Source organism: Citrobacter sp. wls708 (assembly GCF_005281255.1).
In the GTDB taxonomy this organism is placed as follows: Bacteria; Pseudomonadota; Gammaproteobacteria; order Enterobacterales; family Enterobacteriaceae; genus Citrobacter; species Citrobacter werkmanii.
In genome coordinates, this window is record NZ_SZXE01000009.1 from 63530 (window position 1) to 87756 (window position 24227).

Below are 24227 nucleotides of genomic sequence, written 5' to 3' on the forward strand. Positions count from 1 at the left end.
TGCAGCCCGAATCGTAAACTGTCTCTCGTTGAATCGCGACAGAAAAGATTTTGGGAGCAAGTGATGGGCAAAGTTACCGCTGCCGTCATGGCCTCAACGCTGGCATTCAGTACCTTAAGCCATGCAGCTGAAGTCGTCACAGGCGATCACTGGCACCTGGGTGAAGGCTCCGCGCAACGCAGCGTACAGAGCCACATGTTTGACGGTATCAGTTTAACCGAACATCAACGTCAACAGATGCGAGATTTAATGCAGCAGGCAAGACACGAACAGCCTCCTGTTAATGTTAGCGAAATGGAGACAATGCATCGCCTTGTCACCGCAGAGAAATTTGATGAAAGCGCTGTGCGCGCTCAGGCAGAAAGAATGGCGCAAGAACAGGTTGCCCGCCAGGTTGAAATAGCCAGGATTCGCAACCAGATGTATCGCCTGTTAACGCCCGAGCAGCAAGCGGTTTTAAATGAGAAACATGAACAACGAATGGAGCAACTGCGCGACGTCGCGCACTGGCAAAAAAGCTCATCGTTGAATTTATTGAGTAGTAGCAACTCACGTTCCCAGTAGTAACCCTGTTTTCCTTGCCATAGACACCATCCCTGTCTTCCCCCACATGATGTGGGGGTTTTTTTTTGCCCAAAAAACGGTCTCTGATGGGGCGTGCTTGGGTGGCAGGCTAAGGGAGAAGGGATCAGTTATTGACTGTCTGCAGTGGTTCGAATCCGCAGGCGTCTGCTGACTTGTCGCAATCATAAAAACGTTCGGTTTTTGCGGCCGATTCAGGATACCAGTTATCGTTTCCTTCAATCGACACAATCAGATTGCTGAGTATATTCTCTTTCCCTTTACGGCTATACGTCAGGTCAATTTCCTGGCCGTTTGCCAGTTCGTAAGTGCAGTTGACTAATACGCCTTCAGCCAGTTTATTTTTTGCAAAATAAAGTGCAGTGACGAAGCGTTTAATGTCCTTCTGTTGGTGTACTTGAGAATTCCAGCTCCCTTCCCATCTGGATAAGGTAACGGGAGAGGTATAAATATGGTTTTCATAAGTGATGTTTTCTGGCGCTGGGCATTGCATGCTTTCCGTCGCGGCTGCCGCAGAGCCTGAAAGCAGGGCGAGCGTAAGCGCAGTACATATACTATGTTTCATTATTTTTTCCTTTATATTCGCTTGACTTATCTATTACAGAGTGAATAGTTGACCTGCAAGGAAAATATAATGAAAAAAGAGTAGTAAAGGCAATATTAATTATGAGTAATTCAGAGGCTGTGCCGATTTTTATTATTATTTAGGTCGTTTGATTTTTAATTGATGCTAAATGATATATATATAAAATGTTTTCTATTATTCACTTTGTTGATAATTGTTTACTCAGGCTGGTGCTAAACGGTTATATCTCATTTTCTACACTTCGCTGTCGTCAGACGATCATCGCTATGAGTTATACTACGCCAAGATGATGGCAGGAGTGTTTATGAATCAAACCTATGGGCGGCTGGTTAGCCGGGCGGCAATCGCGGCGACCGTGATGGCATCGCTGTTACTTTTGATCAAAATTTTTGCGTGGTGGTACACCGGATCGGTCAGTATTCTGGCTGCACTGGTGGATTCTTTGGTGGATATCGCGGCGTCGTTAACCAACCTGTTGGTGGTGCGCTATTCTTTGCAGCCGGCCGATGATGAACATACCTTCGGACATGGTAAAGCGGAATCGCTGGCGGCGCTGGCGCAAAGCATGTTTATTTCCGGTTCGGCGCTGTTTTTATTCCTGACCGGGATTCAGCATCTTATCCAACCCACGCCGATGAAAGATCCCGGTGTCGGGGTGATTGTCACCATCATTGCGTTAGTGTGCACAATCATACTGGTCTCGTTTCAGCGCTGGGTGGTAAAGCGTACGCAAAGTCAGGCAGTTCGGGCGGATATGCTTCATTATCAGTCTGATGTTATGATGAACGGTGCGATTCTCATTGCGCTTGGGCTGGCATGGTACGGCTGGCATCGCGCAGATGCCTTGTTTGCGCTCGGGATTGGCATCTATATTTTATATAGCGCATTACGCATGGGGTATGAGGCGGTACAGTCATTGCTGGATCGCGCTTTACCCGATGAAGAACGTCAGGAAATTATTGATATCGTGACGTCATGGCCGGGAGTCAGCGGCGCTCACGATCTTCGTACGCGGCAGTCAGGGCCGACCCGCTTTATTCAGATTCATTTGGAAATGGAAGATAATCTGCCGCTCGTTCAGGCGCATGTAGTGGCTGAGCAGGTCGAGCAGGCAATTTTGCGACGTTTCCCGGGATCGGATGTCATCATTCATCAGGATCCCTGTTCGGTCGTACCCAAGGAAGGCAAGATGTTTGAGCTTTCATAATTCGTTGTAAAAAAAGTGAACCAGGCCAGCATTTTGTGTATAAATTACCACCATTTGGCCTGACCTGAATCAATTCAGCAGGAAGTGATTGTTATACTATCTGCATATTCGTTGGATCGTTTCGATATGCGGAATCGACTTCCGGCAGCAGATTTCATTTTGCATTCCAAAGTTCAGAGGTAGTCATGATTAAGAAAATCGGTGTGTTGACAAGCGGCGGTGATGCGCCGGGCATGAACGCAGCAATCCGTGGTGTTGTGCGTGCAGCGTTGACGGAAGGGCTGGAAGTCATGGGGATCCATGATGGCTACCTGGGTTTGTATGAAGACCGTATGGTCCAGCTTGACCGCTATAGCGTGTCCGACATGATCAACCGTGGCGGTACCTTCCTCGGTTCTGCCCGCTTCCCGGAATTCCGCGACGAAAACGTGCGTGCGGTGGCTATCGAAAACCTGAAGAAGCGTGGCATCGACGCCCTGGTTGTTATCGGCGGTGACGGTTCTTACATGGGTGCGAAACGCCTGACTGAAATGGGCTTCCCGTGCATCGGTCTGCCGGGCACTATCGACAACGATATCAAGGGCACCGACTACACCATCGGTTATTTCACCGCGCTGGGTACTGTAGTCGAAGCGATTGACCGTCTGCGTGATACCTCTTCTTCTCACCAGCGTATCTCTATCGTTGAAGTGATGGGCCGCTACTGTGGCGATCTGACCCTGGCGGCAGCGATTGCCGGCGGTTGTGAGTTCGTAGTGGTTCCGGAAGTAGAATTCAGCCGTGACGATCTGGTTGCTGAAATCAAAGCCGGTATCGCGAAAGGTAAAAAGCACGCGATTGTAGCGATCACTGAGCACATGTGCGACGTTGACGAACTGGCGCATTACATCGAGAAAGAAACGGGCCGTGAAACGCGTTCAACCGTACTGGGTCACATCCAGCGTGGTGGTTCTCCGGTTCCTTATGACCGTATTCTGGCGTCCCGTATGGGCGCGTATGCCATTGAATTGCTGCTCGAAGGTCACGGTGGTCGTTGCGTAGGTATTCAGAACGAAAAACTGGTTCACCATGACATCATCGACGCTATCGAAAACATGAAGCGTCCTTTCAAAGGTGACTGGCTGGACTGCGCGAAAAAACTGTACTGATTGTTTTTTTCGCGCCTGATGGCGCTACGCTTATCCGGCCTTCAGGTTGCTGAGACTTGCAGGCCGGATTAGGCGCTAGCCGCCATCCGGCAATCCCTCAGATTTATTCCTCGAAGTTATAGCAAATCTTTTTTTATTCTTTAATGTTTGGTTCGCTTTCTGGCACGCTTTGCTCATCACAACACCACATAAGAGAGCTGGGCGATGAACAAATGGGGCGTAGGGTTAACATTATTGCTGGCATCGACCAGCGTTCTGGCAAAGGACATTCAGTTACTTAACGTATCGTACGATCCAACGCGTGAACTGTACGAGCAGTACAACAAAGCTTTTAGCGCGCACTGGAAGCAGGAAACTGGCGACAACGTCGTGATCCGCCAATCGCACGGCGGTTCGGGTAAACAGGCGACTTCCGTCATTAATGGCATTGAAGCCGATGTCGTGACGCTGGCGCTGGCTTACGATGTGGACGCTATTGCTGAACGTGGTCGTATCGATAAAAACTGGATCAAGCGTCTGCCGGATAACTCAGCACCTTACACCTCCACCATCGTTTTCCTGGTCCGCAAAGGCAATCCAAAACAAATTCATGACTGGAACGATCTTGTCAAACCGGGTGTGTCCGTCATTACGCCAAACCCGAAAAGCTCAGGCGGCGCACGCTGGAACTATCTGGCGGCATGGGGCTACGCCCTGCACCACAACAATAACGATCAGGCCAAAGCGCAAGACTTTGTCAAAGCCCTGTTTAAAAACGTTGAAGTGCTGGACTCTGGTGCGCGTGGCTCAACCAATACCTTCGTTGAACGCGGTATCGGTGATGTGCTGATTGCCTGGGAAAACGAAGCGCTACTGGCGACGAACGAACTGGGTAAAGATAAATTCGAGATAGTGACCCCGAGTGAATCGATTCTCGCGGAGCCGACCGTTTCCGTGGTCGACAAAGTGGTGGAAAAGAAAGACACCAAAGCGGTAGCGGAAGCCTACCTGAAGTATCTCTACTCGCCGGAAGGTCAGGAGATAGCAGCGAAAAACTTCTACCGTCCGCGTGATGCTGAAGTGGCGAAGAAATACGAAAATGTCTTTCCGAAGCTGAAGCTGTTCACCATTGACGAAGAGTTTGGCGGCTGGACGAAAGCACAGAAAGAGCACTTTTCTAACGGCGGTACGTTCGACCAGATCAGCAAGCGTTAAATAAATCTGTGAGTTACCAACCCGGTGGCATAACGCGACCGGGTTTTTTATTTGTCATGGTTTTGCGTTACTCTTGCCCCTCAATAGGATACAGGGAACGCGTAATGAAAAAAGCAGGTTATCTTTTACTGGCGGTGATTGTGGTGGCTGCCGCTGCTGGCATTGGTTACTGGAAATTCACCGGCAACCCGGACGCGTTACGCCAGATTGTTCTTCAGCAATGCTTGCCGCACCAGTTGCAGCAGCAGGATCCCGCACCGTGCGTGGAAGTGAAACCAGACGCCGGATATGTGGTGTTCAAAGATCGTAACGGTCCGCTGCAATATCTGTTGATGCCTGGTTACCGTATCAATGGTACGGAAAGCCCGTTGCTGTTGGAATCAGGCACGCCGAACTTTTTCTGGCTGGCCTGGCAGGCGCGTAGCTTTATGAGCCAAAAATACGGTCAGGAGATCCCTGACAAAGCGGTATCGCTGACCATTAACTCGCGTAGCGGTCGTACGCAAAATCACCTACACATTCATATCTCCTGCCTGCGGACCGATGTCAGAAAACAGCTGGATGACAACATGGCGAAAATCAGCACCCGCTGGTTGCCTTTGCCGGGTGGATTACGTGGGCATGAATATCTGGCGCGTCGCGTCACGGAGAATGAACTGGCGCAACGCAGCCCGTTTATTATGCTGGCGGAAGAAGTACCGGATGCGCGAGAACATATGGGCAGCTATGCGCTGGCGATGGTGCGCCAGAGCGATGAGTCCTTTGTCCTGCTGGCGACTCAGCGTAACTTGCTGTCGCTGAATCTGGCCTCTGCTGAGGAAATTCAGGATCATCAATGTGATATTCTGCGCTAACCCTACCTAATCTGGCGTTTACTCCGCATGCCTGTCCCCGTATTCTTGTTGAAAAAAACAACAGGAGACAGGCATGTCGCTCTGGCTTTCGCACCCTCTGTTTATCCCTTCTCTGGTGGTTGGCATCACCATTCTTCTCTGGGCGACGTCGCTGCTGCCGGAATTTATAACGGCGCTGCTGTTCTTTGCCGTGGCGATGGTGGCCAAAATCGCGCCACCGGATGTGATTTTTGGCGGCTTTGCGTCGTCGGCGTTCTGGCTGGTCTTCAGTGGATTCGTGCTGGGTATCGCGATTCGTAAAACGGGATTGGCGGACAGGGCGGCGAGGGCGCTGTCATCGCGATTGACCGACTCCTGGCCGTTAATGGTAGCGAGTGTGGTACTGCTAAGTTATGCGCTGGCGTTTGTAATGCCGTCCAACATGGGGCGCATTGCGCTACTGATGCCGATTGTTGCCGCGATGGCGAAACGGGCGGGAATTAACGACGGCACGCGAGCCTGGTATGGTCTGGCGCTGGCCGTCGGGTTTGGGACGTTCCAGCTTTCCGCGACGATTTTACCCGCTAACGTGCCGAATCTGGTGATGAGCGGCGCAGCGGAAGGTTCTTACGGTATCCACCTGAATTATCTGCCTTATTTACTACTGCATACGCCGGTTCTGGGCTGGCTCAAAGGCGCGATACTCATCGTACTTATCTGCTGGCTGTTTCCTGGTAAGCCCCATGCGCCGCGAGATTTGACGCCGCCTGAGCCGATGAGCCGGGATGAAAAACGTCTGGCATGGATGTTAGCGGTGGTGTTGTTTTTGTGGGTAAGCGAAAGCTGGCACGGCATTGGTCCAGCGTGGACCGGACTGGCGGCGGCGGTTATCACGCTGCTACCTCGGGTTGGCTTTATTAATGGCGAGGAGTTTTCCAGTGGGGTCAATATCCGTACCTGTATCTACGTGGCGGGTATTCTGGGGCTGGCGATCACGGTCACGCAGACCGGTATTGGCAGTGCGGTGGGCGAGGCGCTGTTACAGGTGATGCCGCTGGACGCGGAAAAACCGTTCACCAGCTTCCTCGCGCTGACCGGCATTACCACCGCACTCAATTTTATTATGACGGCAAACGGTGTTCCGGCGCTGTATACCACGCTGGCGCAAAGCTTTGCCGATGCCACAGGATTCCCGCTGCTGTCGGTGATTATGATTCAGGTTCTGGGGTATTCCACACCGCTGCTGCCGTATCAGGCTTCACCCATTGTTGTGGCGATGGCGCTTGGGAAAGTGCCTGCGAGGGCGGGGATGCTGCTGTGTATGGCGCTGGCGGCGGCAACGTATCTGTTGCTTCTGCCGTTGGATTACCTCTGGTTCAGTATACTGGGTAAATTATAACTGTATCTAAATGTTAATTTTTTGTTTTGTGAGATGATGAATTGTTTTATTTGGGCTGATGGCGGTTAATACCGGGGCGCAGATTTGCGCACTGGAAACTCAAGGATTGATTCATGGACAGTTTGACCCCTATCCGCTGTTGGCCTGCCATCATTTCGCTCGCGATCACGCTGACCATCTGGTTTGTTATCCCGTGTCCGCCTGACGTCACTCCGCAAGCGTGGCATCTGCTGGCGTTGTTCATTGGTACGATCGCAGCGATTATCGGTAAAGCCATGCCCATTGGCGCCATTGCGGTTGTGGCGATTATGCTGGTGGCGATGACCGGCGTCACTAACCCCGGTAAACCCTCGGCCGCGCTGAACGATGCCTTGAGCGGCTTCTCTAATCAACTGATTTGGCTGATTGGTTTATCCATCATGCTGTCGCAAAGCCTGTTAAAGACCGGGTTGGGCGCGCGTATTGGCTACGGGTTTATTGCGCTGTTTGGTAAAAGAACGCTGGGTATTGCGTGGGCATTAACCCTTGCGGAAACCCTGATTGCGCCGGTTACGCCAAGCAACACGGCGCGTGGCGGCGGTATTATTCACCCGGTAATGCGGGCGATTGCGGAAAGCCTCGGATCGCAGCCGGGCAACAACGAGAATGGCTCAACGGGCCGCTATCTGGCGCTGGTGAATTACAACATTAACCCCATCAGCTCGGCAATGTTCATCACCGCGACCGCGCCTAACCCCTTAATCGTTAGCTTTTTAACGAAGGGAACCGATGGTGTGCTGAATATGACCTGGGGAATGTGGGCTATCGCCGCGCTGCTTCCCGCGGTGGTCTCACTGGTCGTTATGCCGATTGTTATCTGGTGGCTCTACCCGCCAGCCATCACACGCACGCCAAATGCGCCTCAGTTCGCACGACAAAAACTGGATGCGCTAGGTCCGCTTTCACTGGCAGAGAAAATTACCCTGGCCGTCTTCATTTTGCTGCTCTGCCTGTGGGCGGGAGTGCCCGCGATGTTGATGGGCAGTGGCTGGAGTGTAAACCCTACCAGCGCCGCGTTAATTGGTTTGTCGATTCTGTTGATGGCGGGCGTATTAAGTTGGGATGACATTCTTAAGTGCCGTGGCGCGTGGGATACTATAGTCTGGTTCGCGGCGCTGGTAATGATGGCAGATTTTCTCAGCAAGTTGGGGCTGGTGGGGTGGCTGGCAACCAGCGTGGGTAGCGCAATCGACCATCTTGGTGTGCACTGGAGTATCGCGACGCTATTGCTGATCCTGCTTTACGTCTACTCGCACTACTTTTTCGCCAGTACAACCGCGCATATTACGGCGATGTTCGCTGCGTTCTTCGCCGCAGGATTAGGCCTCGGCGCGCCGCCGGCGCTGCTTGGGTTGATGCTCGGCTTCTCCTCCTCGCTGATGATGTCGCTCACGCACTATGGCACGGGTACTGCGCCTATCATTTTTGGTTCAGGCTATGTCACGCTGGCGGAGTGGTGGAAAACGGGACTGGTAATGAGTGTGGTCAACCTGACCATTTGGGGGATAACCGGCGCCTTCTGGTGGCACTGGCTGGGATACTGGTAAACCTGATGCGACGGGAGGAGTGCTCCTCCCGCCATACAACTTAAGCCTGTTTAGCGGCTTCTGCTGCTTTAACGATGACTGCGAAGGCGTCTGCTTTCAGAGAAGCACCGCCAACCAACGCGCCGTCGATGTCCGGCTGAGCGAACAGTTCAGCCGCGTTGCCCGCGTTTACGGAACCGCCGTACTGGATGATAACCTGTTCAGCTATTTTCGCGTCAGCTTTAGCAATGTGGTCACGGATGAATTTGTGAACAGCCTGAGCCTGAGCCGGAGTTGCAGATTTACCGGTACCGATAGCCCATACTGGTTCGTAAGCGATAACTACGCCTTCGAATGCCGCAGCGCCCTGAGTTTTCAGAACGGCGTCGATCTGACGTGCGCAGACTTCTTCAGTTTTGCCCGCTTCGTTTTCTGCTTCGGTTTCACCGATGCACAGAACTGGAGTCAGACCCTGCTCTTTCAGCACAGCAAATTTCTTCGCGATCAGTTCGTCAGACTCTTTGTGGTAAGTACGGCGCTCAGAGTGACCGATAATGATGTACTGCGCGCCGATATCTTTCAGCATTTCAGCGCTTGTTTCACCGGTGAATGCGCCAGACAGGTTCAGGTCAACGTTCTGCGCGCCCAGGATGATGTGGCTACCGGCAGCGGCGTGTTTCGCCAGGTCGATATACATTTCCGGCGGAGCAATCGCTACTGCACAGCCAGCAACGCCAGCCAGTTCTTTACGCAGATTAGCAACCAGTTCGTTTACCATATGGCGGCTGCCGTTCAGTTTCCAGTTACCCATCACTAAAGGATGTCGCATTTCATTTCTCCACGCTTGTCAGCGAATTAAGGAATATGGCCGCCCGTCAGGGCAGCATGGTCTGTGAAACAGTATAGAGATTCGTCTGCGGAAAGGCTTTGCTTTTTGTCATCAATTCGCCTTCTCAAGACTTTCTGATAGTGCCAGCTTAATCGGTTCAACAGCGAAGGTCAGCCCCTTTTCACCGTTATCTGCTATGACATAGCGAATAGCGCCTTCTGTTTCGGCGTAATAGTGCTTACCTTTACCGGCGGCGAGCAATTTTTGCAGCTTTTTCTGACTTTGTTCTTTTGTCAGCAGCGGCGCGACGGTATGAATGACGGCGGTCATGTATTCCAGCGCTTTCGCTTTCGCCGCCTTTTGTTCAGGCCCCTGAATCGGTAGCCAGGTGATCTGCATACTTTTGATTTTCAATGTACCGCGTTCAAGCGCGGATGACGCATACAGATTTTCGTTGATTTTGCTGGCGGCGCGGGTGAGATTCGCCCGGTCGCGGCTGCTGTCGATGGCACGGAATTCATTGAGGATAAGCTTTGGATTCTGTGTATTAAAGTTTTCACGAAACTGGCTAATCGATAGATCAAAAGTCGGCGCGCCCGCCAGCAAATAGGGGGCCGTGATTGCCGTCGATGGCTCTTCCGCCTGCGCTGTAGTGCTTACGGTTAAGGCTGAAAACAGTAATAAAAACAGTGTAAATCCTTGCTTCATCAATTGTACCTTTCATTCTCACTGCTCACGATTAAAACGGTAACCGTCCGGCTTGTCAAAAGGGTAAACTGTCCTGGAAGGTAATAATAAAGGAACCTACATGACCATACAGCAGTGGTTATTCTCATTTAAAGGGCGTATTGGACGCCGTGATTTCTGGATTTGGATAGGTCTGTGGATCGTCAGTATGCTGGCGTTGTTCTCCCTGGCAAGTAAGCAATTACTCGATATTCAAACCGCAGCATTTTGTCTGGTGTGTCTGTTATGGCCGACGGCGGCGGTGACGGTAAAGCGTCTGCATGACCGAGGGCGTTCAGGAGCGTGGGCGTTGCTGATGATTCTGGCGTGGATGCTGCTGGCCGGAAACTGGGCGATGTTACCTGGCGTCTGGCAATGGGCGGTAGGTCGTTTTCTTCCGACGCTGATTCTGGTCGGCATGCTTATCGATCTGGGCGCGTTTGTCGGCACCCAGGACGAAAATAAATACGGTAAAGATACGCAGGACGTAAAGTACAGAGCTGACTCGTAGGCCGGATAAGACGCGTTAGCGTCGCCATCCGGCAAAATGCCCGGGACGCTTACCGGGCAGTAAAACGTTCTTACCAGTAGTGTTCAGCGGTCATATGGCCTGGTCGACGGCGCAGGTGTTTGGTCATCTGCCGGGTCTCTTTCAACAGTTGCTGCGTGTCGCGCACCATTTGTGGATTTCCACACAGCATTACGTGGCTGGTTTCTTTATCCATTGGCAGACCTACCGCTTTTTCCAGCTCACCGCTTTCAATCAGCGCTGGCACTCGTCCGGTCAACGAATTTGCCGCAGTTTCACGGCTAACAACGGTCTGGATACGTAATTTACCTTCGTAGCGTTTTTCCAGCGCCTGCATCAATGGCAGGTAGCTTAAATCGGCGGCATAGCGCGCGGCGTGGACCAGCACCAGATTTTTAAAGCGATCCAGATCTTTGCCTAACTGCAGAATCGACAAATACGGGCCGATAGCCGTGCCGGTCGCCAGCATCCATAGCGTGTCGCAATCGGGGACCTCATCCAGCACGAAGAAGCCAGCGGCTTCACTGACCACCTGAACGTCATCGCCAGGCTTCAGCGCGGCCAAACGAGGGCTGAGTTTGCCGTCGGGAACCGTCACCAGATAAAACTCTAAATCGGGATTGTCGGGCGCATTCACGTAGGAATAGGCGCGCTGGACGCGCTCGCCGTCGATTTCCAGGCCAAGCTTGGTAAACTGGCCAGCAGTAAAAGGAAGAACCGGAGCTCGCACGGTCAAACTAAATAAGGCATCGGTCCAGTTCTGCACCTTTGTGACTTTGCCTGTTACCCAATCTGCCATGGTTGTCTCCTGTCTGCTTTGATTGCCTTATCTTCGTTCGTTGGACGAAAGATTTCCAGCCCGGATGGGCTGGAAGGCTCTATTGATCAAATCAATTACAGGATGTGCGCCTGCACATCGGGATCTTTGCGATCGAGATAGTGAATCGACTGAATGCGGCGGATTGTGCGCGATTTGCCGCGGATCAGCAGCGTTTCGGTGGTCGCGATATTGCCTTTGCGGCTAATGCCTTCCAGCAGATCGCCTTTGGTGATGCCGGTGGCAGAAAAAATGACGTTGTCGCTGCGCGCCATTTCGCCCAGACGCAGCGCTTTGCCCGCTTCAATGCCCATCGCGGTGCAGCGGGCCAGTTCCTGTTCGCCAATGCGGCGGTTTTCTTCGCTGTCGCCTTTGACGTCATGACGCGCCAGGAGACGGCCCTGCATATCGCCATCCAGCGCGCGGATAACGGCGGCGGAGACCACACCTTCCGGTGCGCCGCCAATGCCGTACAGCACGTCAACTTCGCTGTCAGGCATGCAGGTCAGAATTGAAGCCGCAACGTCGCCGTCGGGAATAGCGAATACGCGCACGCCCAGTTTCGTCATCTCTGCAATAACGTCATCATGGCGAGGTTTTGCCAGGATAGTGACGGTCAGGTCACTCAGGGGTTTGTTCAGCGCGGCGGCAATGTTACGCAGGTTGGCTTCCAGCGACAGGTTCAGGTCAATGGACCCTTTTGCGCCTGGGCCGACAATCAGCTTTTCCATGTACATGTCCGGCGCGTTCAGGAAGCAGCCTTTATCGCCCACGGCCAGTACCGCCAGCGCATTTGCCTGGCCCATTGCCGTCATACGCGTGCCTTCGATAGGATCGACTGCGATGTCTACCGCATCGCCAAGACCCGTACCGACTTTCTCACCGATAAACAGCATCGGCGCTTCATCGATTTCACCTTCGCCAATCACGATGGTGCCGTCGATGTTGACCTGGTTGAGCATAATACGCATGGCGTTCACCGCCGCGCCGTCAGCGGTATTTTTATCGCCGCGGCCCAGCCATTTATAGCCAGCCAGCGCGGCCGCTTCGGTCACGCGTGAAAATTCAATGGCAAGTTCTCGTCTCATTGCAAACTCGTAGCTGAAAGGAATGGCGCGAAGTGTAGCACAGGGGAGGGGGCGAGATTATTGATGTGTGTGCGGGGTTGTCCCCGCACGAAGATATTGCCGGATAAGACACCTTAGCGTCGCCATCCGGCAATGACGTATTACTCGTCGTGATCTTCCCACGCCATGGCGCGTTTGACTGCTTTTTTCCAGCCGCTGTAACGGAAGTTACGTTCGGTGGTTTCGATGCCAGGACGGAATTCACGCTCGATGACCGCTTTTTCCTGCAGCTCATCCAGGTTTTGCCAGAAGCCGACCGCCAGACCGGCCAGATAAGCCGCACCCAGCGCAGTGACTTCGCGGACTTCCGGGCGCTCAACGCGCGTGCCGAGAATGTCCGACTGGAACTGCATCAGGAAGTTGTTGGCGACCGCACCGCCATCGACGCGCAGGGCGTGCAAGCGAATGCCGGAGTCAGCCTGCATCGCTTCCAGTACGTCACGGGTCTGGTAAGCGATAGACTCAAGCGTTGCGCGAATGATGTGGTTGGAGTTTACGCCACGGGTCAGACCGAAGATGGCGCCACGCGCATACGGGTCCCAGTACGGTGCGCCCAGACCGGTGAATGCCGGAACGACGTACACGCCGTTGGTGTCTTTCACTTTAGTCGCGAAATACTCAGAGTCGAATGCATCGCTGATGAGTTTCATTTCATCACGCAGCCACTGGATAGAGGCACCCGCCATAAACACCGCGCCTTCCAGGGCGTAGTTCACTTCTCCGGTCGGTCCGCAGGCGATGGTGGTCAGCAGCCCGTTTTCGGACTTAACGGCTTTCTCGCCGGTGTTCATCAGCATGAAGCAGCCGGTACCGTAAGTGTTTTTCGCCATCCCTTCTTTCACGCACAGCTGGCCGAACAGCGCCGCCTGCTGGTCACCGGCGATACCGGAGATAGGAATACGAATGCCGCCCTTACCACCGATGTTGGTCTGACCGTACACTTCAGAAGAACGACGTACTTCCGGCAGCATGGCGCGCGGAATATCCAGCGCATCCAGCATCTTGTCGTCCCAGTCCAGGGAGTGAATGTTGAACAGCATGGTACGTGAGGCGTTGGTGTAATCGGTGACGTGTACACGCCCCTGCGTCATTTTCCAGATAAGCCAGGTGTCTACGGTACCAAACAGCAGTTCACCGCGACGGGCGCGCTCACGCGAACCTTCTACGTGGTCGAGGATCCACTTCACTTTGGTACCGGAGAAGTACGGGTCAATCACCAGGCCGGTGTTATTGCGGATGTACTCTTCCATACCGTCGCGCTTGAGCTTCTCGCAGATATCCGCGGTACGACGACACTGCCATACAATGGCGTTATAGATTGGTTTACCGGTCTCACGTTCCCAGACGATGGTGGTTTCACGCTGGTTGGTAATACCGATCGCGGCAATTTCATCGGAACTGATATCGGCTTTCGCCAGCACTTCAACCAGCGTGGAGCTTTGGGTTGCCCAAATTTCCATTGGGTCGTGTTCTACCCAACCTGCTTTCGGGTAGATTTGCTCGAATTCGCGCTGTGAAACGGCAACGATATTCGCATCGTGGTCCATGACGACCGCGCGGGAGCTGGTGGTGCCCTGGTCGAGCGCAACGATATATTTTTTTTCAGTCATAATTTTTTGTCCCGTAGTCACATTACTGCGAAGCTTTTTGTTGAGTGTTGGCCGCAACGTCTTTCTCTTCAATCGCGCAGACATCGCACGGTAAATGACGACCAATCAGTTTGCGATAGGCCCATGCGCCCAAAATTGCGCCGGTAATCGGGCCAAACACCGGCACCAGGAAGTAAGGGATATCACGACCACCCGTGAAGGCAATCTCACCCCATCCGGCCAATCCGGCGAACAGTTTCGGTCCGAAGTCACGTGCCGGGTTCATCGCAAAACCTGTTAGCGGACCCATGGAAGCACCAATAACGGCAATCAGTAAGCCGATCAGCAGTGGCGCCAGCGGACCACGAGGTACACCGTTACCATCGTCGGTCAGGGCCAGAATCAGCCCCATTAGAATAGCGGTAATGACCATTTCAACCGCGAAGGCCTGCACAAAATTGATATGCGGGTTCGGATAGGTGGAGAAAGTACCTGCCAGACCCAGGCTCTCGGTACTGCCGCGCACGATATGATTGGTTTGTTCGAAATCGAGGAAAAGATTGTAATAAAGCCCGTAAACCAATGCCGCTGCGCAAAAGGCGCCGGCAATTTGCGAAATAATAAAAGGGACGACTTTGCGTTTATCAAAACAGGCAAACAGCCAGAGTGCGATGGTGACCGCTGGATTCAGGTGTGCGCCAGAAACGCCTGCGGTCAGATAGATAGCCATCGCTACCCCCAGACCCCAGATGATGCTGATTTCCCACTGACCAAAAGTAGCCCCGGCCACTTTGAGTGCAGCGACACAGCCCACACCGAAGAAAATCAACAACCCGGTACCGAGGAATTCAGCAATGCACTGGCCTTTTAAGGTTGATGTTTGACTCATAATCGGATCCTGAAGAGAGTTTAATGTTTATTGTGTGCGAGAAGGTCACTGACATCCCCGGAGCCGGTAGGCACACTGTTAATTTATCGTTAACGCTCAAAAACGAGAAATATCGAAATTAAAATGTGTGTACTGCATCAACAAAATGAGCGTTTTCGCGCCATTGCGCGGTATTTGTTATACAAAAATAGTGTGAGCTGAATCATTTCACCGATCAATCTCTTAACACTTAAGCGTTATGACAGTCATGTCACCAGGAGAAAGACTAAAAGTGTTGCAAACCGCAATCTGCGCGGGATGCCGCTGGACAGGGATGACGCGGCTTCATACAATCGGTGTTAAGTAGAGTGCGCTCGTTTTTATTAAGGCGTCGCCGGTTATCGGGACGAGGATTTTTATCCATCAACGCCTTGCAATTCAGGAGAGGTATGACGATGTCATTAGAAGTGTTTGAGAAACTGGAAGCAAAAGTACAGCAGGCGATTGATACCATCACGCTGTTGCAGATGGAAATCGAAGAGCTGAAAGAAAAGAATAACTCACTGTCGCAGGAAGTTCAGTCTGCACAGCAGCAGCGTGAAGAACTGGAGCGTGAGAACAACAATCTGAAAGAACAGCAGAACGGCTGGCAGGATCGTCTGCATGCCCTGCTGGGTCGTATGGAAGAAGTCTAATCCTCGTCATATTTCACGTTATGGCGGCGTTGGCTGCGTGCGTTCACCCCAGTCACATAGTGGCCTATGCTCCTGGGGATTCACTTACTTGCCGCCTTGCCCTGACGCGAAATCTATAGAGGATTTAGTTTGTAGGCCGGATAAGGTGTAAGCCGACATCCGGCAATACTTATCTTTGATAACGGCCTTGCTTGCGGGCTTTCCCATCAATCACCAAGCCAACGGGTGAACGAGCTACGGTCAATATCCAGTTGCTTCGCTGCACGGCTTTTGTTGTTTTGCTGTCGTAGTAGCACCCCTTTGAGAATACGGCTACGGATCCGTTTATACGGCCCTTCGAGCAACTGGCAGTCCGGGCAGTGATGGCGAGGTTGTTGGGGGGAAGACGCTTTATCGGCTTGTAAATCCTCAATCAGTAACGTGGCGGCAGAAAGAGACACCACACCGGATGAAAACGATAACGCCAGGCGCTCCATAATATTATTCAACTGACGTACGTTACCCGGCCATAAATATTTTTTCAGCTCACTCCATAAACTTTCGCTCAATGCAATGGGAGGCAGCTGATAGGACTTTCTCAGCGCATCTAAAGTTGTTTGCCCAATAAGTTGGATATCGTCCGGGCGTTCACGTAACGGTAATGTGGTGACCTTGAGCACATTCAAGCGATAAAAAAGGTCTTCTCTAAAATCACCGGCTGCAATCATTGCCGGTAAGTTTCGGTTTGTGGCCGCAATAACGCGGACGTTAACCGGAATCATGTGATCTGCGCCCAGGCGCATCAGTTGGCGCTCTTGCAGAATGCGTAAGAGTTTTGCTTGTAAGAACTTATCCAGTTCGCTGATTTCATCAAGAAAGATGGTGCCGTTATGCGCCAGTTCAAACATCCCTGCGCGGCCTTTTTTAGAGGCACCGGAAAACGCGCCATCGACATATCCAAAGAGTTCGCTTTCCATAATTGAAGCGGGGATTGCGCCGCAGTTAACTGCAACAAATGGCCCATTGCGATGTGAACTGGCGTTATGAATGCTCTGCGCCAGAACCTCTTTGCCGGTACCATTTTCACCGAGTAGCAGTATTGTTGCTTCGGTTTCAGCATATATCCTGGCTAACCTTAAGCGATCCTGCATTTCACGGTTGCAGGTAATAAAATCTTCGAAGTGATACCTGGCGTGAAATCCTAACTTTTTCGCTTCTTTGATTCTTATCTTCTGCTCAGCATTCTGTAAGTTAGATGATGTCTGGAGGGTGATCACCACGCGGTTGAGATTTTCGTTTTCTACAATGGGGAACTGGTTAACCACAAATTCGCCATAGGGTGTGTTGATTAACTCATTTTCTATCGGGATATTATTTTGCAGGTCTTCCCAGTTTAGCGTTAAGGAAGGTATTTTTTTACTGATTAAATCATGTTTACTGAGTTGTAAAAGCTCGACGGCTTTATGGTTACAGTGAATGACCTTACCGCAATTATCAATGAGAAGAATGAATTTATTGGTGTGGTCAAGTAACAGGTTTAGCTGGTTTTGCTCAATGCGCTCATTAGCGAGCGCCTGATACAGCTGAATTGCCTCATGTAATGCCAGTTCTATGGACTCGACACCTGAATGGAAAGGGATGAAATGTTCCATGCTGTGTGTGCCAAAATAAAGCGGGCAAATGGCATCGCCAATAATAAGATCTATCTGGTTATTTTGTGTGTAATTGACAAAGTCATTTCTGACATTCTCAATGCAAGGGTTGGCCATTTCGTCAATGATAAACTCAGTGAGTTGCAGATTAAGCATCCTGGCTATTTTCATACAACCGTCGATAACGCTGCGAAACCCAATAACCCCAATATTTTTATTGAGCCCAAGATATGGCCTGAGGGCATCGATAATATCATAAGCGGATGTTTTTATTTCAATGACAGGCTGCGGTATTTTTTGTTTAAGCATCCATGCCATGCCACCGCGACTAATCACAAGATCAGGGGAGTTCGTGCGCAATATCGGGATCACGGAATCAACATCGTCAAGGGTGGCATTTAATATCGTTATATTTGCGATGTGCTTATATCGGATAGACAGGCGTTCAGCTTCGAGAGAGAGCGCTTGTAAAGGAGAAACGATGTAAATATTAGGTAATTTTAACATGTTGAATCCAGCATGATCATGATGTGAAGTCGATAACGGTGGAAACAGTTGTCGGCATTATTGTAGAAACAGTAATCCATTCACGACTTACTGTTTCTGCAATCTTTTTGTCACATAAATGGTGAACAGCGGAATTGTTTTCGATCAACTCTGTGGAATTTATGTTTTTGATAACTGCTGGCGTTGGGCGATTCTCCTTTGTTCGCGGCGAGCAACCCAGGCGGTTATAAACGGTACGACTAAGGAGGTGACGATCGTAGAGGCGGCAATCTGCGGCGTCGCTACGGCGATTAATGCTGACACGCTGGGGTCAACCGCGGCGATGGCTGCGGGGGTCGCAACGGCGTTACCGGCCGTCGTGGAGACTGCCGCTCCGGCGATGCCTGAACCTCCGACAAAACGGGAGACGGCAACATTAATCAGCGCGCCAATGAATGCGGTCATGAGACCCAGAATAACCCCTGCGAATCCGGCCATCAGCAGGGTGCTGAAATCGATTCCGGTACCCAGACCAAAAGAGAAGAAGGGAATCAGCATCGCGCCGCCGCTTTTCAGGAACGAACGCATATCCTCATCCAGATTTCCGAGCAGCATACCAATCAGTATTGGTAAAACAACGGCGAACAGTTCCATTATTGGGATCGACACCAGCCCAGCGGCACCCATCGCCACCATCGTCAGAAAGGGGCCTTCAAGTACGGAAAGCACAGCGATAGCGCCCGCATCGGTTTCATTGCCAAACTGTTTGGTCAGTGCAGCGTAGAGGCCCATATTCGCATTGGTCATAGCCGCGATAATGGCGAGTGCAGACAAACCAAAGAAGCCGTTGGCGCCGCAAAACTTTGCGACCAGTAAGCCAATTGCTGTCCCGACAACCAACTTGGACAGCATAATGGCGAACCCTTTTTTCAGGGCGACCGGCGCGGCCTGTAGGCGGATTTCAGCGCCCATACAGACAAAAAATACGCCCAGGATAGCGAGAGCGCCATGAGCTACCGCCGTCGAAAAGCTCCCTATTTCTAAAGCACCAGGACAAAATGTCTTTAATAATGCTCCGATCAATAACGGGATTACCATCATCCCGCCTGGGAATTTCTCAATTGTTTGTTTTATTTTCATGAGGAGACTTCCGTGTTTTCGTAACGGATATTAATGATGGGAATATGTTATTTATTCCCACCGTATAGGGTTATATTTCTATCGTCTTAGAATGTTGGTGCGATCTTGTAAATAGAGAATTCCTTATGCCCAAGATCTTCAGCTTTGGTTGTTTTACCATTAGAAACCTTAATGATTTCCTGATAAATCACCTCGCCCATCTCATTAATAGAAGATTCTCCCCGCATAATCGATGAAACATCAATATCAATGTTGTCGCGCATTTTGGTAAATGTTTCTTCGTTGGCGGTGATTTTGATCACTGGCGCAATCGGGTTTCCCGTGGGGGTTCCGCGCCCGGTAGTAAAGATAATAATTTGTGCGCCGCCGGCCACCATCCCGGAGATGGATTCGATATCTTGTCCAGGGGAGTCCATCACCCATAGTCCACGACCGCCAGGGAAATCTGCGTATTGCAGGACGCCCTGTAGCGGTGAATGACCCGCTTTGTGCATGCAGCCCAGAGATTTTTCCTCAATGGTGGTGATACCGCCCTGGATATTACCTGGCGTCGGTTGCCCGCCCCTGATATCTGCGCCCAGGGCTTTCGCTCTTTCTTCACACCCCACAACCAGCTTGATTAAATCGTCTGCGACTTGTGAATTAATGGCCCGACGAGCAACAACGTGTTCTGCGCCAATGAATTCGGTGGTTTCTGAAAGAATCGATGTGCCACCATCGTTAACTAACAAATCAGATGCAACACCACAGGCAGGGTTGGAGGCGAGGCCAGAGGTGGTATCAGAACCTCCGCATTCCATTCCGAGGATCAACTCGCTGACGTTTATTTCTTCGTAGTCTTGCTGGGACAAATCCTGCGCATACTGACGTGCGATTGAAATTCCGCGCGCCTGACACTGCAAGGTCCCCCCTTCATTCTGAATTGTGATGCAGGAAACCGGCTTACCAAATTTCGTGATTTCTTGCGCAATGTGAGTAGGTTCAGCGCCTTCACAACCCAATCCGACAACGAGTATGGCGCCAACGTTGCCGTTCCTGGCAACGTTGATCAGTGTTTTTTCGGTTAATGCAGCATCACCAGCAATCTGGCAGCAACCAAAATCATTATTAAGCCAGGTTGAGCCATGAACCTGAGCTGAGATGTCCTGAGCGACTTTATTGGCGCAAACGCTGGTAGGTAAAATTAAGACGTAGTTGCGAATACCCACGCTGCCATCCGGACGACGATAACCTTTGATTGTTTTTTTCATTTTCACTTGTTCCTTCAGCCTTTATTTCCAATCCCCACGGCCACGTTCACTTTCAACATTATGAACATGAACATAATCTCCGGTCTGGATAGGCTTTGTTGCCCGACCAATGGATTCACCGTATTTGTAAACTTCGCCATGAAGCGCAACGGCTTTAATGGCAAATTTATGACCGTAAGGGATGTCATCCCGTAAGGTGATGGTCAGATTTTCATTGCCAACAAACATGTTGGCGACGTCTCCGGCCTTGAGGGGCTGGATAGCAGTAGCAACGCTATCTTGCGGGTTAATAACCACTGCATTTTTCTTCATAAAAAATCCTTATGCGCTTTGATTGGATACAGTGGTATAAAGCATAAGGCGTGCCATGTTTTTAAATTATTGTTTATTAAGACAAATAACACGCAGAGTGGGAAGGGGGAGATAGAGCCGCTGTAAGTAGCTTCATCAGTTGGGGCAAATAGCTACAGTTGCAAGGCGTGCAAAAGGTGGGTACGACGGAAACGCATAAAAAAAGGCACCTTGCGGTGCCTTTTTGATCACTCGATATCGAGCGGGTCTTCGGAGAGGATTATCCCGGTGTTGTCGGCGTACAGGTGGTCGCCGGAGAAGAAGGTCACGCCGCCAAAGTTGACGCGCACATCGCTTTCCCCAATGCCTTCACCTGAAGCGCCTACCGGAATTGCGGCAATCGCCTGAATGCCGATATCCAGTTCTTCCAGATCGTCTACCTGGCGTACTGAGCCGTAGATGACCAGACCTTCCCATTCATTCTGTACGGCCAGCCGCGCCAGTTCGGCATCGACCAGCGCGCGGCGAACAGAACCGCCGCCATCGACCAGCAGAATGCGACCACGGCCGTTCTGTTCGAGCAGATCGTACAGCAACCCGTTGTCCTCGAAACATTTTACCGTGATGATTTGTCCGCCAAACGACGACCGTCCCCCAAAGTTAGAGAACAGCGGTTCCACGACGTTGACATCTTCCTGATAGATGTCACAAAGCTCGGATGTATCGTATTTCATAGGCTTAACGTTTAGTTGCTGCGAGAATTTTTAGTATATCGCGCTATGTGTACTGTTGGCAAAATCATCAATTGTTAATTGATATTTGTCAGTTAAAGAGACCACTGACTTAAGAAAATTCCAACGACAAACAGCAGGTTAGTTAATAGTGCCGCTTTTACGGTGCGTTCCAGCATCGGGCGCATTGCCTCAGGGTTCATCTCACGCATCACGTAACGCGCCTGTTTGAAAAGCAGCGGAGCGGCGAGAATAAACAGCCATCCCCACAGGCTTTGCAGCGAGAACAGGTTAAACAGCGCCAGACAGACCAGCGTACCCATCAGCAGGCAGGCATGGTAGCGGCGGGCATTCACGGCGCCTAAACGCACGACCAGCGTGTTCTTGCCATTCTCTCTGTCGCTGTTGATATCGCGCAGATTGTTGACGTTGAGCACAGCGGTTGCCAGCAGGCCGCAGGCGGTGGCAGGCAGAATCAGCGCCGGAATCAGCGTATGGGCCTGTAAATACCAGCTTCCCATCACGCTGAGCCAGCCGAAGAATACCAGCACGGAAATATCGCCCAGACCGATATATCCGTAAGGGCGATTACCCACGGTGTAAGTGATCGCGGCGATAATTGACAGGCCCCCGAGCACCAGGAAACCGACAAAATCCGCCAGCGTGTGACAGGCCACGGCAACCAGGGCCAGACCAGACAGACAGATCAACACTACGGTGACGATCAGCGCACGCTTCATCTGCTCTTGGGTGATAACCCCTTTTTGCATCCCGCGCAGCGGTCCAATGCGATCGGGCTTGTCGCTGCCTTTGACGGCATCGCCATAGTCGTTAGCGAGATTGGACAGAATTTGCAGCAGTCCCGCCGTAATCAATGCCAGCAGAGCAACCAGCGGATCGAAGTATCCTTGCCACCATGCTAATGCCGTACCGACGATGATCGCCGCGAAGGCGAGCGGTAAGGTCTTAGGTCGTAAACTTTCCAGCCAGGCTTGTGAGCGGCTAATTTGTTGTTGTTCAGTCATATTTAGCGCCAATAAAAATGGGGCTTTATCAGCCCCATCAACAGTGATGAAAATGCATTGAACGCGATTATAGGATAAAACGGCTCAGATCTTCATCTGCGACCAGCGCATCCAGATGTTTGCTCACATAATCGGCATCAATTGTGATGCTTTGGCCGTTCAAATCGCTCGCATCATAGGAAATATCTTCCATCAGACGTTCCAGAACGGTGTGCAGACGACGCGCACCGATGTTTTCGGTGGTTTCGTTAACCTGCCATGCCGCTTCGGCAATGCGTTTAATGCCCGATTCGGTGAAGTTAATGTCCACACCTTCGGTCGCCATCAGCGCTTTGTACTGAACGGTGATGGAGGCATTCGGTTCGGTCAGGATACGCTCAAAATCGCTGGTGGTCAGCGCCTGTAGTTCAACGCGAATCGGTAGACGACCCTGCAGTTCCGGGATCAGGTCCGACGGTTTCGCGACCTGGAATGCGCCAGAAGCGATAAACAGAATGTGATCGGTTTTCACCATGCCGTGCTTGGTGGAGACCGTGCAGCCTTCAACCAGCGGCAGCAGGTCGCGCTGTACACCTTCACGGGACACATCCGGACCAGAGGATTCGCCGCGCTTACAGATTTTGTCGATTTCGTCGATAAACACGATCCCGTGCTGCTCAACGGCGTCGATAGCTTCCTGTTTCAGCTCTTCCGGGTTCACCAGTTTGGCCGCTTCTTCTTCAATCAGCAGCTTCATCGCGTCTTTGATTTTCAGCTTACGCGGTTTTTGCTTCTGACCGCCCAGGTTCTGGAACATGGACTGCAACTGGCTGGTCATCTCTTCCATGCCCGGAGGTGCCATGATTTCAACGCCCATCGGTGCGGCGGCGAGATCGATTTCGATCTCTTTATCGTCGAGCTGGCCTTCGCGCAGTTTTTTACGGAACGCCTGACGCGCGGCAGAAGGTTCCTGCGGCTGCTCAGACTGCCCCCAGTTATTTTTAGCCGGTGGGATCAGCACGTCGAGAATGCGCTCTTCCGCCATCTCTTCAGCGCGGAAGCGGTTTTTCTCGATGGCCTGAACGCGAACCATCTTAATGGCTGCGTCGGTCAGATCGCGGATGATCGAGTCAACTTCCTTACCAACATAGCCAACTTCGGTGAATTTGGTTGCTTCAACCTTGATGAACGGCGCGTTGGCCAGTTTTGCCAGGCGACGGGCGATTTCGGTTTTACCGACGCCGGTCGGGCCAATCATCAGAATATTTTTCGGCGTCACTTCATGGCGCAGCTCTTCGTTGAGCTGCATACGGCGCCAGCGGTTACGCAGGGCAATCGCCACGGAACGCTTAGCGTTATCCTGGCCGATGATGTGTTTGTTCAGTTCGCTGACAATTTCGCGTGGGGTCATTTCAGACATGGGGGATCCTTACGCTTTGGAGTTCAATTCTTCGATGGTATGGAAGTGGTTGGTATAAATGCAGATATCCCCTGCAATATCCAACGCTTTCTCAGCAATCTCGCGCGCGCCAAGCTCGGTGTTTTCCAGCAGAGCGCGTGCAGCAGCCTGGGCGTAGGGACCGCCGGAGCCGATGGCAATCAGATCGTTTTCTGGCTGGATGACGTCGCCGTTACCGGTGATGATGAGTGATGCCGTTTCATCTGCGACGGCCAGCAGCGCTTCGAGTTTGCGCAGCATACGGTCGGTACGCCAGTCTTTTGCCAGTTCAACGGCCGCTTTCACCAGGTGACCCTGGTGCATTTCCAGCTTGCGTTCGAACAGTTCAAACAGCGTGAATGCATCCGCAGTACCGCCCGCAAAGCCCGCAATGACTTTGTCGTTATACAGACGGCGGACTTTCTTCACGTTGCCTTTCATTACGGTGTTACCCAGTGTGGCCTGACCATCACCGGCGATTACCACATGGCCGTTACGGCGTACGCTTACTATTGTTGTCACGAGCAGACCCCTTGGTTACAAATGCAGAATACAGGCCCCG

24 protein-coding genes are annotated in these 24227 nt (G+C 51.7%); 9 read left to right on the forward strand and 15 right to left on the reverse strand.

The window, feature by feature from the left end; genetic code table 11:
• The first annotated feature begins 63 nt into the window (after nt 1-63).
• Nucleotides 64-564 (forward strand): cell-envelope stress modulator CpxP, encoded by a 501-nt coding sequence (gene cpxP, locus FDW97_RS04645; protein ID WP_069324867.1) that lies wholly within the window; start codon nt 64-66, stop codon nt 562-564.
• Nucleotides 565-688: 124 nt separating this feature from the next.
• On the opposite strand, the gene FDW97_RS04650 is transcribed toward cpxP, so the two are convergent.
• Nucleotides 689-1147 (reverse strand): DUF3757 domain-containing protein, encoded by a 459-nt coding sequence (locus FDW97_RS04650; protein ID WP_137350712.1) that lies wholly within the window; start codon nt 1145-1147, stop codon nt 689-691.
• A gap of 325 nt (nt 1148-1472) precedes the next feature.
• On the opposite strand from FDW97_RS04650, the gene fieF reads away from it, so the two are divergent.
• From fieF to FDW97_RS04680, 6 genes are all read left to right on the forward strand, one after another.
• Nucleotides 1473-2375: a CDF family cation-efflux transporter FieF gene (gene fieF, locus FDW97_RS04655; protein WP_038635968.1), complete on the forward strand. Its 903-nt coding sequence runs from the start codon at nt 1473-1475 to the stop codon at nt 2373-2375.
• Nucleotides 2376-2560: 185 nt separating this feature from the next.
• Nucleotides 2561-3523, forward strand: coding sequence for a 6-phosphofructokinase (gene pfkA, locus FDW97_RS04660; RefSeq protein WP_006686196.1), 963 nt, complete (start codon nt 2561-2563; stop codon nt 3521-3523).
• A 204-nt stretch (nt 3524-3727) separates the two neighbouring features.
• On the forward strand, nt 3728-4717 hold the full coding sequence (gene sbp, locus FDW97_RS04665) for a sulfate/thiosulfate ABC transporter substrate-binding protein Sbp (protein WP_085049739.1): 990 nt from the start codon (nt 3728-3730) through the stop codon (nt 4715-4717).
• A 104-nt stretch (nt 4718-4821) separates the two neighbouring features.
• Nucleotides 4822-5571, forward strand: a complete 750-nt coding sequence (locus tag FDW97_RS04670; protein WP_038635973.1) for a CDP-diacylglycerol diphosphatase — start codon at nt 4822-4824, stop codon at nt 5569-5571.
• 73 nt (nt 5572-5644) lie between these two features.
• Complete coding sequence (locus FDW97_RS04675) at nt 5645-6949, forward strand: SLC13 family permease (protein ID WP_085049740.1); 1305 nt, start codon at nt 5645-5647, stop codon at nt 6947-6949.
• Between the two features lie 113 nt (nt 6950-7062).
• Nucleotides 7063-8535: a DASS family sodium-coupled anion symporter gene (locus tag FDW97_RS04680; protein ID WP_038635979.1), complete on the forward strand. Its 1473-nt coding sequence runs from the start codon at nt 7063-7065 to the stop codon at nt 8533-8535.
• 40 nt (nt 8536-8575) lie between these two features.
• Here the strand turns inward: FDW97_RS04680 and tpiA are convergent, their stop codons facing one another.
• Together tpiA and FDW97_RS04690 are read right to left on the reverse strand one after the other, a co-directional pair.
• Entirely contained in the window at nt 8576-9343 is a 768-nt protein-coding gene (gene tpiA / locus FDW97_RS04685; protein ID WP_038635981.1) for a triose-phosphate isomerase, read from the reverse strand.
• A gap of 111 nt (nt 9344-9454) precedes the next feature.
• Nucleotides 9455-10051: a YiiQ family protein gene (locus FDW97_RS04690; protein ID WP_038635984.1), complete on the reverse strand. Its 597-nt coding sequence runs from the start codon at nt 10049-10051 to the stop codon at nt 9455-9457.
• Between the two features lie 100 nt (nt 10052-10151).
• Between FDW97_RS04690 and FDW97_RS04695 the strand changes: the two genes are divergently transcribed.
• Complete coding sequence (locus FDW97_RS04695; RefSeq protein ID WP_038635986.1) at nt 10152-10580, forward strand: DUF805 domain-containing protein; 429 nt, start codon at nt 10152-10154, stop codon at nt 10578-10580.
• Between the two features lie 70 nt (nt 10581-10650).
• On the opposite strand, the gene fpr is transcribed toward FDW97_RS04695, so the two are convergent.
• The 4 genes from fpr to FDW97_RS04715 form a co-directional block, all read right to left on the reverse strand.
• Nucleotides 10651-11397, reverse strand: a complete 747-nt coding sequence (gene fpr / locus FDW97_RS04700; RefSeq protein WP_038635988.1) for a ferredoxin--NADP(+) reductase — start codon at nt 11395-11397, stop codon at nt 10651-10653.
• Nucleotides 11398-11492: 95 nt separating this feature from the next.
• Nucleotides 11493-12503, reverse strand: coding sequence for a class II fructose-bisphosphatase (gene glpX / locus FDW97_RS04705; RefSeq protein WP_137350713.1), 1011 nt, complete (start codon nt 12501-12503; stop codon nt 11493-11495).
• A gap of 140 nt (nt 12504-12643) precedes the next feature.
• On the reverse strand, nt 12644-14152 hold the full coding sequence (glpK, locus tag FDW97_RS04710; RefSeq protein ID WP_085049741.1) for a glycerol kinase GlpK: 1509 nt from the start codon (nt 14150-14152) through the stop codon (nt 12644-12646).
• A gap of 22 nt (nt 14153-14174) precedes the next feature.
• On the reverse strand, nt 14175-15020 hold the full coding sequence (locus FDW97_RS04715; protein ID WP_038635996.1) for an MIP/aquaporin family protein: 846 nt from the start codon (nt 15018-15020) through the stop codon (nt 14175-14177).
• 428 nt (nt 15021-15448) lie between these two features.
• Here FDW97_RS04715 and zapB point away from each other — a divergent pair, with 428 nt between their 5' ends.
• Nucleotides 15449-15694, forward strand: a complete 246-nt coding sequence (zapB, locus tag FDW97_RS04720; protein WP_019077914.1) for a septal ring assembly protein ZapB — start codon at nt 15449-15451, stop codon at nt 15692-15694.
• A gap of 206 nt (nt 15695-15900) precedes the next feature.
• Here the strand turns inward: zapB and FDW97_RS04725 are convergent, their stop codons facing one another.
• From FDW97_RS04725 to hslV, 8 genes are all read right to left on the reverse strand, one after another.
• Nucleotides 15901-17832 carry a sigma 54-interacting transcriptional regulator gene (locus tag FDW97_RS04725; RefSeq protein ID WP_137347083.1) on the reverse strand — a complete coding sequence of 644 codons (1932 nt, stop codon included), beginning with the start codon at nt 17830-17832 and terminating at the stop codon, nt 15901-15903.
• 159 nt (nt 17833-17991) lie between these two features.
• Nucleotides 17992-18951 (reverse strand): 2-keto-3-deoxygluconate permease, encoded by a 960-nt coding sequence (locus FDW97_RS04730; RefSeq protein WP_038636001.1) that lies wholly within the window; start codon nt 18949-18951, stop codon nt 17992-17994.
• Nucleotides 18952-19037: 86 nt separating this feature from the next.
• A complete protein-coding gene (locus tag FDW97_RS04735; protein ID WP_085049743.1) occupies nt 19038-20201 on the reverse strand; it encodes a UxaA family hydrolase in 1164 nt (387 codons plus the stop codon).
• 21 nt (nt 20202-20222) lie between these two features.
• On the reverse strand, nt 20223-20513 hold the full coding sequence (locus tag FDW97_RS04740) for a UxaA family hydrolase (RefSeq protein WP_038636007.1): 291 nt from the start codon (nt 20511-20513) through the stop codon (nt 20223-20225).
• Between the two features lie 227 nt (nt 20514-20740).
• Nucleotides 20741-21226 carry a ribonuclease E activity regulator RraA gene (gene rraA, locus FDW97_RS04745; RefSeq protein ID WP_008787034.1) on the reverse strand — a complete coding sequence of 162 codons (486 nt, stop codon included), beginning with the start codon at nt 21224-21226 and terminating at the stop codon, nt 20741-20743.
• 92 nt (nt 21227-21318) lie between these two features.
• Nucleotides 21319-22248: a 1,4-dihydroxy-2-naphthoate polyprenyltransferase gene (gene menA / locus FDW97_RS04750; RefSeq protein WP_038636012.1), complete on the reverse strand. Its 930-nt coding sequence runs from the start codon at nt 22246-22248 to the stop codon at nt 21319-21321.
• Nucleotides 22249-22315: 67 nt separating this feature from the next.
• Complete coding sequence (gene hslU / locus FDW97_RS04755) at nt 22316-23647, reverse strand: HslU--HslV peptidase ATPase subunit (protein ID WP_038636017.1); 1332 nt, start codon at nt 23645-23647, stop codon at nt 22316-22318.
• A gap of 9 nt (nt 23648-23656) precedes the next feature.
• Nucleotides 23657-24187: an ATP-dependent protease subunit HslV gene (gene hslV / locus FDW97_RS04760; RefSeq protein ID WP_003028805.1), complete on the reverse strand. Its 531-nt coding sequence runs from the start codon at nt 24185-24187 to the stop codon at nt 23657-23659.
• Nucleotides 24188-24227 lie beyond the last annotated feature (40 nt).